This is a genomic window from Aeromonas sp. QDB18 (genome assembly GCF_027705325.1).
Taxonomy (GTDB): Bacteria; Pseudomonadota; Gammaproteobacteria; order Enterobacterales; family Aeromonadaceae; genus Aeromonas; species Aeromonas caviae.
Window position 1 is genome coordinate 25,473 of the sequence record NZ_JAPDBQ010000002.1, and the last position, 14,835, is coordinate 40,307.

General features: G+C 61.5%; 10 protein-coding genes. 5 read left to right on the forward strand and 5 right to left on the reverse strand.

Annotated elements, in window-relative coordinates; genetic code table 11:
- Positions 1–12: 12 nt before the first annotated feature.
- Positions 13–2,676 (reverse strand): beta-N-acetylhexosaminidase, encoded by a 2,664-nt coding sequence (locus OKC30_RS00690; protein ID WP_270666051.1) that lies wholly within the window; start codon positions 2,674–2,676, stop codon positions 13–15.
- A gap of 122 nt (positions 2,677–2,798) precedes the next feature.
- Positions 2,799–4,253: an N-acetylglucosamine-specific PTS transporter subunit IIBC gene (nagE, locus tag OKC30_RS00695; RefSeq protein WP_010674099.1), complete on the reverse strand. Its 1,455-nt coding sequence runs from the start codon at positions 4,251–4,253 to the stop codon at positions 2,799–2,801.
- 272 nt (positions 4,254–4,525) lie between these two features.
- On the opposite strand from nagE, the gene nagB reads away from it, so the two are divergent.
- Genes nagB through nagC form a run of 3 tightly spaced genes read left to right on the forward strand, consistent with a single transcriptional unit; the run spans position 4,526 to position 7,700 of the window.
- A complete protein-coding gene (nagB, locus tag OKC30_RS00700; protein WP_010674098.1) occupies positions 4,526–5,326 on the forward strand; it encodes a glucosamine-6-phosphate deaminase in 801 nt (266 codons plus the stop codon).
- Between the two features lie 9 nt (positions 5,327–5,335).
- Positions 5,336–6,481, forward strand: a complete 1,146-nt coding sequence (gene nagA / locus OKC30_RS00705; protein ID WP_039039842.1) for an N-acetylglucosamine-6-phosphate deacetylase — start codon at positions 5,336–5,338, stop codon at positions 6,479–6,481.
- Between the two features lie 4 nt (positions 6,482–6,485).
- Positions 6,486–7,700, forward strand: coding sequence for a DNA-binding transcriptional regulator NagC (gene nagC, locus OKC30_RS00710; protein ID WP_010674096.1), 1,215 nt, complete (start codon positions 6,486–6,488; stop codon positions 7,698–7,700).
- Between the two features lie 142 nt (positions 7,701–7,842).
- Here the strand turns inward: nagC and OKC30_RS00715 are convergent, their stop codons facing one another.
- The 3 genes from OKC30_RS00715 to aspS all read right to left on the reverse strand — a co-directional run bounded on the left by OKC30_RS00715 (position 7,843) and on the right by aspS (position 12,486).
- Entirely contained in the window at positions 7,843–9,468 is a 1,626-nt protein-coding gene (locus OKC30_RS00715) for a phosphoethanolamine transferase (protein ID WP_160836848.1), read from the reverse strand.
- A gap of 421 nt (positions 9,469–9,889) precedes the next feature.
- Positions 9,890–10,630: a YebC/PmpR family DNA-binding transcriptional regulator gene (locus OKC30_RS00720; protein ID WP_010674094.1), complete on the reverse strand. Its 741-nt coding sequence runs from the start codon at positions 10,628–10,630 to the stop codon at positions 9,890–9,892.
- Between the two features lie 71 nt (positions 10,631–10,701).
- A complete protein-coding gene (aspS, locus tag OKC30_RS00725; protein ID WP_160836850.1) occupies positions 10,702–12,486 on the reverse strand; it encodes an aspartate--tRNA ligase in 1,785 nt (594 codons plus the stop codon).
- A gap of 428 nt (positions 12,487–12,914) precedes the next feature.
- On the opposite strand from aspS, the gene OKC30_RS00730 reads away from it, so the two are divergent.
- Positions 12,915–13,763: a DUF72 domain-containing protein gene (locus OKC30_RS00730; protein WP_160836852.1), complete on the forward strand. Its 849-nt coding sequence runs from the start codon at positions 12,915–12,917 to the stop codon at positions 13,761–13,763.
- Positions 13,764–14,096: 333 nt separating this feature from the next.
- Complete coding sequence (cmoA, locus tag OKC30_RS00735; RefSeq protein WP_042017352.1) at positions 14,097–14,834, forward strand: carboxy-S-adenosyl-L-methionine synthase CmoA; 738 nt, start codon at positions 14,097–14,099, stop codon at positions 14,832–14,834.
- The last annotated feature ends 1 nt before the right edge of the window (position 14,835 follow it).

Consider the following 14,835-nt stretch of genomic DNA (forward strand, 5'->3'; position numbering starts at 1 on the left):
GAAGGCTAGCTATCAGTTCAGCTCGGTGACGCGGCTGGTGCGCTTGCCATCGAAGCTGGTGGTACGCAGGTAGACCTTGCCATCCACGGTCGGCTTGGCGGCAGCGTCGTAGGCGCTCCAGCTCTTGCCATCCAGGCTGTACTGGATGGGCAGACCCGGCAGATCCACATTCGCTTCCAGCACACCGTTCACCACCTTGGCGCCCGGTACGGAGAGGCGGTATTCCACCCCGGCCTGGTCCAGTTTGGGCAGCACACGCTGACCCAACACGTTGGCAAACTGGTTCCACTCCTTGTTCAGGGTGGCCTTGTTCACGTGCTTGGTGGTGCCGGAGAACTCGCGACCCTTCACGTAATCGAGCTCGAAGCCGCCCTTGTGCCAGGCGCGCTCGGCCACGGAGAAGATACGCGGATAGACCATGTACTCGTACTGGGCATCGGTGCGCACGGTTTCACTCCACTGCTGACCGGAGATCCCCTTGAACTTGACCGGATCCTGGTCACCCTTGGCCACGAAGGCGTTGCCGTCGCGGTCAACCGAGGTCTCGGCGTTCTGCGGCAGGTTTTCCGGGGCGAAGGCGAACACCTTGCGGGTGTCGTTGAAGCGGGTTGCCCAGTAGTAGCCGCGCTCAGCCGGGTGTACCTCGTTCGGGAAGTCGAAGTAGAGGTAATCCGGGTTGGAGAGCACCACGTCATAGCCCTTGTGCGCCCACTTCATCGCCTCGTTGAAACCACCCCAGTAGAGGGTTTCCCAGAAGTTGACCCGTGTCTTGTCGGTGGCGAAAACGCTGGCATCCGTGGCGTACTTCAGGCCATCTTCCCACGCCTGCAGGGTGGAGAAGCCGTGGCCCTTGACCATCTCGCTCACTTCCTTGGCAAAGTAGACCGGCAGCTCGGCCACATCCTTGATCTTGCCATCGTCGATCATCTTCTGGCACATGGGGGACTTGCCGAACGGCTTGTCCTGCTTGCTGGAGTCGACGTTGCCCTTCCAGGCCACCAGATCTTCTTTCTTGGTGACGGCCGGATCCTGGTAACCACCGCCCTGCATGATGTTCTTCGCCTCGTCACCACCGTAGTGCCAGGCGGTCAGCGGCTGGCCGGCGGCCTGGTGCATCTGGGCCACTTCGTCCATCACCTTGGCCACGAAGGTGGCGGCACCCGGCTGGCAGGGGTTGATGAAGGACATCTTGTCGTAGAACTGTACCGAGGTGACGTTGGAGGTATCGGCCGGGTCAGTCAGACGGAACTGATTGGCCTCGGCTTCTTTGCCCTCGCTCATCAGACGCTTGTAGCGTGCCTCCATGGAGACCACGGCGGCACGGGCGTGGGCCTGCATGTTGATCTCGGGGATCACTGTCACACCGCGGGCCTTGGCGTAACGCACCAGGTCGATGTAGTCCGCCTTGCTGTAGAAACCGGAGCCCTGGTTGTCGCTGGTGGGGCCGGAGCCGAGCTGCGGCATCAGGCACTTGGTTTCGGACTCGTCGTGGCAACGCTGGCTGCCGACGTCGGTCAGCTCCGGCAGGCCCGGGATCTCCAGACGCCAGCCTTCATCGTTGGTCAGCCCCAGGTGCAGCACGTTGAGCTTCATGGCGGACATCTGGTCAACCAGCTTCTTCATGGTCTCGGGGCTTCTGAAGTGACGGGCCACGTCGGTCTGCATGCCACGGTATTCAAAGCGCGGCGCATCCTCGACGCTCATCTGGCTCACCAGCTTGTCGTCAACCCCCAGCAGAGAGATCAGAGACTGGGCGCCCCAGAAGGCGCCGTCAACGTCGTGCCCCTGAATGACGGTGCCCTTCTTGCCGATGGTCATGTCGTAGCCTTCGGCCTGCTTGAGCTTGCTGCCGAGCTTGATGGTGACCGGGTAGCCGGTGTCGGAGAGGGTAACACCCAGCTTGGTCAGTTGCGCCTTCAGGGCCTCGGCGCGATCGCTTGGCAGGTCAAGGGCATTGAGCTTGATGGTGGAGAAGTCGACTTGCGGGCCGGCCTTGACCACCTGCTTCATCGGGCTCGGCAGGATGCGGTCGTCAATCTTGCCGGCAGGCAGCAGGGTGCTGGTCTGGTTCGCGGCGAAACGGGTCTCGCTGTTCATCAGGATGTTGTTGTCATCCTTGGTGCGCTTCCAGCCATCGGCAGGCATCGGCTTCTCGTAGGTGCTGGCATCGTCGATGTTGCTCATGCTGGCCAGCACTTTCGGCTCGGCCCCTTCACTGGCGACATACCAGTTCGGCATGATGTCAGATTCGAACAATACCCAGTATTCCACCACCAGGGGCACCTCGACCGTGGCGTCCTTGGCAAAGCCCTGGAACTTCTCGGTCGGCGTCAAACGATAGAGGTCGCCGGTCAGGTGGGTGATGGTGAACTGGTCGTTGTCCACCCGCTGGATGCGGCGGATGGAGGAGACATAGATGCTCCAGTCCTTGGAGGTGACGTCGGCACCGGTATTGGTCAGGTGCAGCTTGGCAACGCCGCAGCTTGCCCACTCGGAGCCCAGCGCCTGGCAGTCAAGACCGGCGCCGGCACCGTCATTGGTGACGACTTCGTACTTGACGACGAGGTTGCTGGCGAGGGCGTCGACCACCGCTTGCCTGGCAGCATCAGCTGCAAGTGCGGGACCGGCGAAAACGGTAGACATGGCAATGGCTAACAGAGAATGTTTCAAGTTCATAACTGCTGCTCTCATTTGAAGTAAAGGTTGGATTTTCTTGGCTTTTTTTATATGGGGCCCCGAGGCGGGGCCCTTAGTTATGTCAACAATGGACTTAGACTTGAGGTGAGCGAGTCGCTCGATTAACGCAGGGCTTTCATCTCACCGGCGATGATCTCGGCCAATGGGCCCAGAATCACCTGCAGGTTCTGCTCACCGAGCTTGACCACACCGGCCGCGCCCAGGGCTTTGAGCTTACGCTCGTCAACGATGCTGCGGTCTTTCAGGGTCAGACGCAGACGGGTGATGCAGGCGTCGATGGTCACCAGGTTGTCCTGACCACCCAGCACTTCCAGATACTGCTTGGCCAGCTCGGTGCGGTCGGTGGTTTGAGCCTGTACCGGCACGGCTTCGTCATCTTCACGACCCGGGGTTTTCAGGTTGAACTTGGCGATCACTGCGCGGAAGACCACGTAGTAGAGGCCGAAGAAGACCAGACCCTGTACCAGCAGCATGTACCACTGGGTCGCTAGCGGGTTGCGGCTGGAGAGCACCATATCCACCAGACCGGCGCTGAAGCCGAAACCGGCGATCCAGTGCATGGAGGCTGCGATGAACACGGAGATACCGGTCAGCAGGGCGTGGATGACGTACAGTACCGGCGCCACGAACATGAAAGAGAACTCGAGCGGCTCGGTCACCCCGGTGAAGAAGGCGGCAAAGGCGGCAGCGATCATGATGGACGCAACCTTCTCTTTGTTCTCTTTCTTCGCGCTGTGGTAGATGGCCAGTGCGGCACCCGGCAGACCGAACATCATGATGGGGAAGAAGCCGGCCTGGTACATGCCGGTCACGCCCACGACGGCCTTGCCGGCGTCGATGGAGGATTGGCCACCCAGGAAGTTCGGGATGTCGTTGATGCCGGCAACGTCGAACCAGAACACGGAGTTCAGGGCGTGGTGCAGACCGACCGGGATCAGCAGACGGTTGAAGAAGGCATAGATGCCGGCACCGGTGGAGCCCATGCTGACGATGGATTCACCGAAGCTCACCAGGCCACCGTAGATGACCGGCCAGACGGCCATCAGGATGAAGGAGACGACGATCATCACCACGGAGGTCACGATCGGCACCAGACGACGACCGGAGAAGAAAGCCAGCGCCTTGTGCAGCTCCACGCTGCTGAAGCGGTTGTACAGCTCGGCGGCGATGACACCACACAGGATGCCGACGAACTGGTTGCTGATCTTGGCAAAGGCTGCCGGCACCTGGTCGGCCGGGATACCCTTGATCTGGGCCACGGCGCCCGGGCTCAGCAGGGTGGTGACCACCAGGAAGCCGACCAGACCGGCCAGCGCGGCGGAACCGTCTTTATCCTTGGACATGCCGTAAGCGACGCCGACGGCGAACAGAATGGGCATACTGTCGATGATGGCGGCGCCCGCCTTGATCAGAAACGCAGCCAGAGGGCTTCCGCCACCCCAACCGTTCGGGTCAATCCAGTAGCCAATCCCCATCAGGATCGCGGCGGCAGGCAATACCGCTACCGGCACCATCAGGGCACGGCCGATCTTTTGCAAATAACCGAGAATGTTCACGGTTCCTCTCCTTAGTTGGTGTTTTTCTAGAAATTAAGTGCTTATCACGTTCGACGCATAAGCCATCAAGGCTTGATTGGCAGTCTATGTGTTTTATTTCGCTGCGCAAATTAATAAACCAGCTTTCGTGATCATTATCACTCAACAGAGATAAAGGTAGCCGATAGATGTGGCTTAGTTCGCAATCTTTATTTACGCTATAAAACAACTTGAATCCGTGTCTGGTCCCTTGCCGTCATTCCCTGTGCGGCAACCGTACTGAGGTATATAGAATGCGCCTGATCCCGTTGAAGTCTGCCAGCCAGGTGGGTCTCTGGTCTGCCCGTTACATCGTTGACCGCATCAATGCGTTCAAACCCACTGCCGAGCGCCCCTTCGTGCTGGGTCTGCCCACTGGCGGCACCCCGCTCAACACCTACAAGCGCCTGATTGAGCTGCATAAAGCCGGCGAGGTGAGCTTCCAGAACGTGGTCACCTTCAACATGGACGAGTACGTGGGGCTGCCCAAGGAACATCCGGAGAGCTACCACAGCTTCATGCACAACAACTTCTTCAATCACGTGGACATTCGCCCGGAAAACATCAACATCCTCAATGGCAACGCCGAGGATCTGGTGGCCGAGTGCCAGCGCTACGAAGACAAGATCAAGTCCTACGGCAAAATCCACCTGTTCATGGGCGGCGTCGGCAATGACGGCCACATCGCCTTCAACGAACCGGCCTCTTCCCTGGCTTCCCGTACCCGGGTCAAGACCCTGACCGAAGACACCCGCATCGCCAACTCCCGCTTCTTTGGCGGCGACATGGAGCAGGTGCCCAAGCTGGCCCTGACCGTGGGTGTCGGCACCCTGATGGACGCCGAAGAGATCCTGATCCTGGTGGTCGGTCACGCCAAGGCCCAGGCCCTGCAGGCCACCGTGGAGGGTAGCGTCAACCACATGTGGACCATCTCCACCCTGCAACTGCATCCGAAAGGGATTGTGGTGTGCGACGAACCTTCCACCATGGAGTTGAAGGTCAAGACGGTGCGCTACTTCCAGCAACTGGAAGCCGACAACATCAAACACCTCTGAGGAGCCCCCATGTACGCTCTGACTAATTGCACTCTCTACACCGGCAGCTGCGTGCTGACCGGTTATGGCGTGGTCATCGATGGCGACAAGATTGTCGCCATCTCCCGCCAGGCAGAACTGCCCGCCGGCATCGAGCAGATTGACCTCCAGGGCGCCAACCTCAGCGCCGGCTTCATCGACGTGCAGCTCAACGGCTGCGGTGGCGTCATGTTCAACGGTCACATCACCACGGACACCCTGGCCACCATGCAGGCGGCCAACCTGAAATCCGGGACCACCAGCTTCCTGCCGACCCTGATCACCAGCCCGGATGCGGACATGAAGCAGGCCGTCGCCGTCACCCGCGACTACATGGCCGCCCACCCCAACGAGGTGCTTGGCGTCCATCTGGAAGGGCCCTATACCAACCTCAAGCGCAAGGGGATCCACCCGGCCGAACAGATCCGCCAGCCCGCCGACGAGATGATCGACTTCTTCTGCGACAACGCGGACGCCATCGCCAAGATCACCCTGGCGCCGGAGCGCAACAAGCCCGAGCACATCCGCCGTCTGGTGGAAGCCGGCATCCTGGTCTCCGCCGGCCATACCGCCGCCAACTACGACCAGGCCATGGCGGGCTTTGACAACGGCATGCGCTTTGCCACCCACCTCTACAACGCCATGACTCCGACCCTGAACGGTCGCGAGCCCGGCGTGGTCGGTGCCATCTACGATCGCAAGGATGTCTATGCGGGCATCATCGTCGACGGCCACCACGTACACTGGGCCAACGTGCGCCTGGCGCACAGGATGCTGGGGGAGCGGCTGGTGCTGGTCACCGATGCCACCGCGGCGGCAGGTGCACCGGAAGGCTTTGAGAAATTTGATTTTTGCGGCGCAACCGTCTATTTCCGCGATGGTCAGTGCGTCGATGAGAATGGTACACTCGGCGGCTCCGCCCTCACCATGATCGAAGGGGTGGAAAATCTGGTCAAACAGGTCGGATTGCCGCTCGACGAAGCACTGAGAATGGCCACCCTTTACCCCGCTCGCGCCATTGGATGGGACTCGCGTCTCGGTAGTATCCAGGTCGGAAAAATTGCCAACCTCACCGTCTTTGATCAGGCCTTCGCGGTCTGCGGGACCGTGGTTAACGGACACTACACAACACAGTGACACTATGACTGGCGGACAAATAGCAAACGTAGATCTTATCAAGCAGGTAAACAGTGCGGTCGTCTATCGCCTCATTGACCTGCAGGGGCCCATCTCGCGGGTCAAAATTGCCGAGTTGAGTCAGCTGGCCCCGGCCAGCGTGACCAAGATAACCCGGCAACTGATCGAGCACGGTCTCATCAGGGAAACCTCGCCGCAAGCCTCCACTGGCGGGCGCCGCGCCATCTCCCTGACCACCATCAAGCATCGCTTCCAGTTTGTGTCCGCCAAGCTGGGTCGCGGCTACCTGCAGCTCTCCCTGTATGACCTCGACGGCAAGGAGCTCGATCAACACATCACCCAGGTGACCGAGATCGAGCAGCAACCCGTGGTGGACATGCTGCTGCGGGAGATTGGCGCCTTCATCGACGCCAATCAGGATCGCAGCCGCAACCTCATCAGCATCGCGCTGACCATGCCGGGTCTGGTCAACCCGGAATCCGGCATGGTCATCTACACCCCCACCTACCAGATCCGCAACCTGGGGCTCGCCAAGCTCCTGGAGCACCACTTCAACCTCCCCTGCTACGTGGGCAACGACACCCGTTCGCTGGCGCTGGCCGAACACTTCTTCGGCGAGTCCCGCGACTGCATGGACTCCATCTTGGTGAGTGTCCACCAAGGGACGGGATCTGGCATCATCACCAAGGGCAAGGTGTTTCTCGGCCAGAACCGCAACGTCGGTGAAATAGGCCACATCCAGGTCGAACCGCTCGGCAAGCGCTGCCACTGCGGCAACTTCGGCTGCCTCGAGACCATCGCCTCCAACGAGGCCATCGTCGACAAGGTGAAGGAGCTCATCAGCCGCGGTCACCTGAGTTCGCTGCAAGAGAAGCACATCACCATCCAGGAGGTGTGCAAGGCGGCGGTGGCCGGTGACGAGCTGGCCCGCAGCGTGATCGAGAACGTGGGGGAGCACCTGGGGCGCGCCATCGCCATCACGGTCAACCTGTTCAACCCCCAGAAGGTGCTCATCGCCGGTGAAATCACCGCCGCCGAAGAGATCCTGATCCCGGCCATCCGCCGCTGCGTCGAACACCAGTCTCTGCCAAGTTTCCATCGCGGCCTGCCCATCGTGAAGGCGCGCTTCCAGAACCAGCCCACCATCGGCGGCTTCGCCCTGGTCAAGCGCTCCCTGCTGGAAGGGGATCTGCTGCAGATCATCATGGAGCAGAAGTAGGCCCACCCCTTCGGATACGAAAACGGCAGCCAGTGGCTGCCGTTTTTTTATGGTCTGTTATCGCCGGTTCACCCCGCTCTACAAGGTTTGAACAGAGCGTAGGTTCGATTAGCCCCGTAGCGGCGTAATCGGACGCCGTGGTTCACCCTGCCCGGCACGGTTTGAACAGATCCAGCTTGCCGTCATAGACCTGGGTCTGCACGTCCATGATGCCGAGCATGGAGTGAAACAGGTTGTCGTGGGAGAAGCGCTTGCTGGCTGCCTCCTGTTGCAGGCAATCCAGATTGAGCTGACGGTCTGCCTGCAACTGGGGAGAGAACCAGGTCAGGAGCGGCACCCGGGTCTGATCGTCCGGTGCGAACTTGTAGGGGGTGCCGTGCAGATAGAGCCCCATGGCGCCGAGGGATTCGCCGTGATCCGACAGATAGACCAGCCCCACGTTGTACTGGCTCTCCAGGCTCTTGAGCTTGTCGATGAGCTGGGCCAGCACCTTGTCGGTGTAGCGGATGGTGTTGTCATAGGTGTTCACCAGCTCTTCGTTGCTGCAGTTCTCGATGTCGCTGCGCGGGCAGTCCGGCAGGAAGACGCGATCGGCGGCCGGGTAGCGGCGATAGTAGGTCGGACCGTGGCTGCCCATCAGGTGGAAGGCCACCAGCTTGCTGCCCTGCTTGCCCTGCATGTCGGCGATCTGCTGATCCAGCCCCTGCAACAGCACCTCGTCATGACAGGCATTGCCGGAGCAGTATGCGGGGAATGCCTTGGGCTCAATCTCGATGGTGGGGACGTTTTTGCACACCCCCTTGCAGCCGCCGTCGTTTTCCTTCCAGAGCACCGAGATCCCGGCATGTTGCAGCACGTCCAGCAAGCCGTCCTGGGACTGGGCCCTGGCCTCGTCATAGCCGCGCCGGGTCATGTTCGAGAACATGCAGGGCACGGAGAGCGCCGTGGCGGTGCCGCAGGAGCGCACGTTCCTGAACGAGACCACATTGGCCTCCTTCTCGGTGAAGCCGTTGGTCTCCTTCTCGTAGCCGTTGAGGGAGTAGTTCTGGCTGCGGGCCGTCTCCCCCACCACCAGGAACATCAGGGTCGGCTTCTCATGCTGGCCGATCACCCTGGCATCGGTGCCGATCTGCTGGTAGGGAATGGGAGTGGCGAAGACCACATCCCGGGCGTACTTGTAGAGCCCATGCACATAGTTGGCGGGCACTATCTCCTTGCCGAGGGACTTGTTGTTGCGCCCGACCGAGGCGTAATCCTGGTAATAGAGGGCGGCAGCCCCCATCAGAAACAGCAAGGAGAGGGCGATGGAACCGAGGCGCAGACCCAGTCCCTTGTACCAGGGACGGGGGTACTCAATCTTCACCCACAGCAGGACCAGCACCGGCAGCAGGCCGGTCAGCAGGAACCAGAGCACCACGGAGCCGTTGAGGTAGGAGCCCGCCTCCCCGCTGTTGGTCTCGATGATGTTCTGCATCATGCCCATGTCGAAGATCACCCCGTACTTGAGCATGGCGTAGCTGACCAGGGAGCCGGTCAGGATGAGCAAGGCGAAAAAGGGCTTGAGCAGATAACGGAAGGTAAAGGGCAGGAACACCGCGTTGAGGGCCGCCACCAGTACCAGGGGAATGGAAAGGACAAACCCCGCCTTGACGTGTTCAAGGGCGCTGAGAATGCGATAAAAGTGCAGGAAAATGGGCCAGTTGAAGACCAGTGCAAACAGCAGCACCAGCAACAGATTGACCTTCATCACTCCCAGAGTGAGACGCATAGAGAGACTCCGACAAACCAGTGGAACTAACAACCTGCCAGCAGGCTTCGTGGTGACCATCCCGACACTCGGCCCTGAAAAACAGGACAAGAGCCAGGGAGATCCAGATACGGGGTCATCCTAGGACGGCAAACTTAAGCGAACATTAAGAGAGGAAATCGAACCACAAGGGGAGGTGCGCGGTCTGGCACATAAAAAAACGGCAGCCCGGGCTGCCGTTTTTGCGAAGGTAAACAAGGTGTCGCACCTGTGTGTTCGCGAACCTGAACAGGGTCGCGAGAGGCCGGCGATCTCGCCGGAGCCAGGGAAGAGGACCGTTATGGCCTCCTCCCTCTTGCTCTGGGGGATCACAGGGTCGCGGCGATCTCGTCGGAGCCAGGGCAGAGGACCGTTGTGGTCGCCCTCCCCTTGCCCTGGGGGATCACAGGGTCGCGGCGATCTCGTCGGAGATGGAGCCGTTGTGGTACACCTCCTGCACATCGTCCAGATCTTCCAGCATGTCGATGAGGCGCATCAGCTTGGGCGCGGTCTCGGCATCCAGTTCCGCCTCGGTGGAGGGGATCATGGTCACTTCGGCGCTCTCGGGCTTGAAGCCGGCAGCTTCCAGACCGTCCAGCACGGTGCCGAAGTCGTTCGGGGTGGTGTAGACCTCTATGGTGCCATCTTCTTCGGTCACCACGTCGTCGGCACCGGCTTCCAGCGCGGCGTCCATCAGGGCGTCTTCATCGGCGCCCACGAAGGTCAGCACCCCCTTCTTGGTGAACAGATAGGCCACGGAGCCGTCGGTCCCCAGGTTGCCGCCGCACTTGCTGAAGGCGTGACGCACTTCGGCCACGGTACGGTTGCGGTTGTCGGTCAAGCACTCCACCATGACGGCGGAACCGGCCGGGCCGTACCCTTCGTACACGATGGTCTCGAGCTGCTCGCCGTCACCGCCGCCGGCCCCACGGGCGATCGCGCGGTTGATGGTGTCGCGGGTCATGTTGCTGGTCAGGGCTGCCGCTACCGCCGCACGCAGGCGGGGGTTGTTGGCAGGATCCGCATCACCCAGACGCGCGGAGGTGGTGATTTCGCGGATCAGCTTGGTGAAGATCTTGCCGCGCTTGGCGTCTTGCGCCGCCTTGCGGTGTTTGATGTTGGCCCATTTACTGTGACCTGCCATAGGGACTCTCCGTTATATTTCAATCAATTAGAGAATTATTGGGCTGACCGCATTAGCGGCCAGTCCCTTTCTTATTTGTTGCCTTTAAACACCGACTCGTCTTTGACGGTGGTCGCAATCGCCAGCTCGCCCAGCTGGGTCGGGTTGGCAAAGCTCGGGGCGTCCGTCATCAGACAGGCGGCCGCCGTGGTTTTCGGGAAGGCGATGACATCCCGGATGTTGTCGGTGCCAGTCAGCAGCATGCTGAGGCGGTCCAGACCAAACGCCAGGCCGGCGTGGGGCGGGGTGCCGTATTTCAGGGCATCCAGCAGGAAGCCGAACTTCAGGCGCTGCTCGTCCGGGGTGATCCCCAGGATGTCGAACACGGTGGCCTGCATCTCGCTGTTGTGGATACGCACAGAGCCGCCACCCACTTCGTAGCCGTTGATCACCATGTCGTAGGCGTTGGCGTAAGCGCCCACCGGGTTCGCTTTCAGCTCGCTCGGGCCCAGGTTGCTCGGGGCGGTGAAGGGGTGGTGCATGGCCGCCAGACCGCCTTCGCCGTCTTCCTCGAACATGGGGAAGTCGATGACCCAGAGCGGCTTCCAGACGTTCTCCACCAGACCCAGATCGCGGCCCACCTTGAGGCGCAGGGCGCCCATGGCGTCGCACACCACTTTCTTGGAGTCGGCGCCGAAGAAGATGATGTCGCCATCCATCGCGCCGGTGCGGGCCAGGATCTCGCGCACGATGGCGTCAGAGAGGAACTTGGCCACCGGGGACTGCACGCCCTCGAGGCCGCTGGCCGCGTCGTTGACCTTCATCCAGGCCAGGCCCTTGGCACCGTAGATGCCGACGAACTTGGTGTACTCGTCGATCTGCTTGCGGGACAGCTCCGCGCCACCCGGTACCTTCAGGGCCGCCACACGGCCTTTCGGATCCTTGGCAGGACCGGCGAACACGGCGAACTCCACCTCGGTCAAGAGATCTGCCACGTCCACCAGCTCCATCGGCAGGCGCAGGTCCGGCTTGTCGGAGCCGAAGCGGCGCATGGCCTCGTCGAAGGTCATGATGGGGAAGTCACCCAGGTCCACGTTCAGGATGTGCAGCCAGAGCTTGCGGATCATCTCTTCCATGATTTCACGCACCTGGGGCGCGGTCATGAAGGAGGTCTCCACGTCGATCTGGGTGAATTCCGGCTGGCGGTCGGCACGCAGGTCTTCGTCGCGGAAGCACTTGACGATCTGGTAGTAGCGGTCGAAGCCGGACATCATCAGCAACTGCTTGAACAGCTGGGGGGACTGCGGCAGGGCGTAGAACTTGCCCTTGTGCACGCGGCTCGGCACCAGGTAGTCACGGGCCCCTTCCGGGGTCGCCTTGGTCAGCATCGGGGTCTCGATGTCGAGGAAGCCGTGCTCGTCCATGAAGCGGCGCACGAAGGCACTGGCCTTGGCACGGGTCTTCAGGTACTTGGCCATCTCGGGGCGACGCAGATCCAGGTAGCGGTACTTGAGGCTCACCTCTTCGCTGTTGACCTGGTTGAAGTCAAGGGGCAGCGGCTCGGCACGGTTGATGATGGTCAGCTCGTGGGCGAACACCTCGATGGCACCGGTGGCCATGTCGCTGTTGCGCTGGGAGTCGGGGCGGGTACGCACCACGCCGGTCACCTGGATGCAGAACTCGCCGCGCAGCTCGGAGGCCAGGGCAAAGGCGTCCGGCTTGTCCGGATCGAAGAACACCTGCACGATGCCCTCGCGGTCGCGCATGTCGATAAAGATGAGGCCGCCGAGATCACGACGACGATGGACCCAACCGCACAATGTAATGGTCTGCCCGGCATGGGCCTCATTGACCTGTCCGCAATAGATAGAGCGCATGGACTTCTTCCTTCGAAATGGTAGAGAGACGGTTCATCCTGGGTCGCCGGGCACGACTGGCAAGCACCGTCTGTCTCACAGCTGGCCAGATCCTGCTTCTTGCCCGGTTTGAAATCTGTCTCGGGTCATCCGGCTCCCCGAGCCGGATTCTTGCCGCCGCCCCAGGCATGCCCCCGATCCCGACCGGGATGACGAGTGGGCGCCGGGGTATCGGCTGGCGTCGTTGTCTGGCCACTGCCGGGCCGCGATCATCGTCACCCGGGGGCTCGGTCGCGCGCATTACGACAATGTGGCAAACAAAAGGGTTGGCATTATAGAGGAAAACCTCCATTTGGGTAAAATGGCCCGCAGCCCCCTTTACCCTGTTTTTTGTTGTTCTGGCGCAAAAAGGAGGGCAAAAGTGCGCCAACCTGCCGACAGGAACCATCATGAGCCTCTATTTGGGCCTGCCCCAGTGGTCACACCCGGCCTGGCCCGGCCAGTTGCTGGGGATGAATGCCAGGCCCGCCGAGCACCTCGCCGACTATGCCCGGGTGTTCAACTCCGTGGAGGGCAACACCACCTTCTACGCCTCACCGACCCCGGAGACGGTGCAGCGCTGGGCTGATGCGGTCCCCGACCACTTTCGCTTCAGCTTCAAGTTTCCCAAGGAGATCAGCCACCAGAGCGATCTGGTGAGCGCGGACAAACAGGTGACGGCCTTCATCCGCCTGCTGGCCCCCCTGCATGACAAGCTGGGGCTGCTCAAGCTGCAACTGCCCGCCCGCTTCGGGCCAGAGGGGCTGGCCCGTCTGGATGCCTTCTTCGCGCGGCTGCCCCAGGATTTCACCTATGCCCTCGAGGTGCGCCACCCCGATTTCTTCGCCAAGGGGGAGGCGGAACGGGCCCTCAACCGGATGCTGATGGCGCGGGGCATCAATCGCATCATGCTCGACAGCCGACCGCTCTTCTCGGTGCCCGCCACCACGGCCGCCATGATCGATGCCCAGGGCAAGAAACCCAGGTTGCCGGTCCATCTGCTGGCCACGGGGGGTGCCCCGGTGGTGCGCCTGATTGGTTTGCCTCAAATCGAGGACAATCACCCATTTTTGCCACCATGGTTGCCACATTGGAAACGATGGCTCCAGGAGGGCAAGGATCTCTACCTCTTTGTCCACACCGCTGACAATGCCCAGGCCCCCGAACTCGCACGGCAGATCAGCCGCCTGCTCGGCCAGGAGATGGCCCCCTGGCCAGGAGAAAACGATCGCGCCCGCCAGGGGGTGCTGCCCTTTTGAGCGGCCCCCTCCCCGCCCCTTCTCCGTCCCCAAAAAAAGCCGCTTTTTTTGTGGTCCCACCGGGGTTGGCGTCAAGACAAACGCCCGCCTTTCCTCTACACTAGCGCCCCAAGTAAGGTCCCGGGCCTGGGTGCATGGCAATGCGTTGCCCACCCCAGCCCGGCACCCTGAGGGCCCGGACCATGGCCCGTTGCGAACAGGGGCAGCCCGAAGGATCCCGGAGCAAGCCACCCCGTTCGTCAACCGGTGACGACGCCATTTCGATGCCCGTCCACCCAAGATTCAATTGAATAAAACAGCCGCCCACCACACCGGCTGTCAGGTTGCGTCAGCATGCACGATCAGATTTTTGCCGCCCCTATCGCCCGTCTGGGAGACTTCTGCTTTGACGAGCAGGTCGTCGACGTCTTCCCCGACATGATCCAGCGCTCGGTGCCCGGTTACAGCAACATCATCTCCGCCATCGGCATGATGGCCGCCCGCTACGCCCAGCCCCAGAGCCGCCTCTACGATCTCGGCTGCTCCCTCGGCGCCGCGACCCAGGCCATGCGCCGCCACGTCACCCAGCCCGGCTGCCAGATCACGGCGGTGGATCTCTCCCACCCCATGATCGAGCGGGCCCGCGCTCACCTCTCGGGCTTCAAGTCCGAGGTGCCGGTGGAACTCATCGAGGCGGACATCTGCGACATCCCCATCGAGAACGCCTCCGTGGTGGTGCTCAACTTCACCCTGCAGTTCGTCGCCCCCGAGAAGCGGGCCGCCCTCATCGCGCGCATCTTTGACGGCCTGCGCCCCGGCGGCATCCTTATCCTGAGCGAGAAGTTCCGCTTCGATGACGAGCAGGTCAACGAGCTGCTCATCGACTTGCACCTCGACTTCAAGCGGGCCAACGGCTACAGCGAGCTGGAAATCAGCCAGAAGCGCACCGCCCTTGAGAACGTGATGCGTACCGACACCCTGGCGGTCCATCAGGCGCGCCTGCGGGACGCCGGCTTCACCCACCTGGACCTCTGGTTCCAGTGCTTCAACTTCGGCTCCATGATTGCCATCAAAGCCAGCGACACCAACTAAG

What these genes read in the sequence shown, in the direction of transcription:
- nagA (WP_039039842.1), top strand. Translation starts at nt 5,336, where the DNA reads ATGTACGCTCTGACTAATTGCACTCTCTACACCGGCAGCTGCGTGCTG.
- OKC30_RS00715 (WP_160836848.1), bottom strand. Translation starts at nt 9,468, where the DNA reads ATGCGTCTCACTCTGGGAGTGATGAAGGTCAATCTGTTGCTGGTGCTG.
- aspS (WP_160836850.1), bottom strand. Translation starts at nt 12,486, where the DNA reads ATGCGCTCTATCTATTGCGGACAGGTCAATGAGGCCCATGCCGGGCAG.
- OKC30_RS00690 (WP_270666051.1), bottom strand. Translation starts at nt 2,676, where the DNA reads ATGAACTTGAAACATTCTCTGTTAGCCATTGCCATGTCTACCGTTTTC.
- nagC (WP_010674096.1), top strand. Translation starts at nt 6,486, where the DNA reads ATGACTGGCGGACAAATAGCAAACGTAGATCTTATCAAGCAGGTAAAC.
- OKC30_RS00730 (WP_160836852.1), top strand. Translation starts at nt 12,915, where the DNA reads ATGAGCCTCTATTTGGGCCTGCCCCAGTGGTCACACCCGGCCTGGCCC.
- nagB (WP_010674098.1), top strand. Translation starts at nt 4,526, where the DNA reads ATGCGCCTGATCCCGTTGAAGTCTGCCAGCCAGGTGGGTCTCTGGTCT.
- cmoA (WP_042017352.1), top strand. Translation starts at nt 14,097, where the DNA reads ATGCACGATCAGATTTTTGCCGCCCCTATCGCCCGTCTGGGAGACTTC.
- OKC30_RS00720 (WP_010674094.1), bottom strand. Translation starts at nt 10,630, where the DNA reads ATGGCAGGTCACAGTAAATGGGCCAACATCAAACACCGCAAGGCGGCG.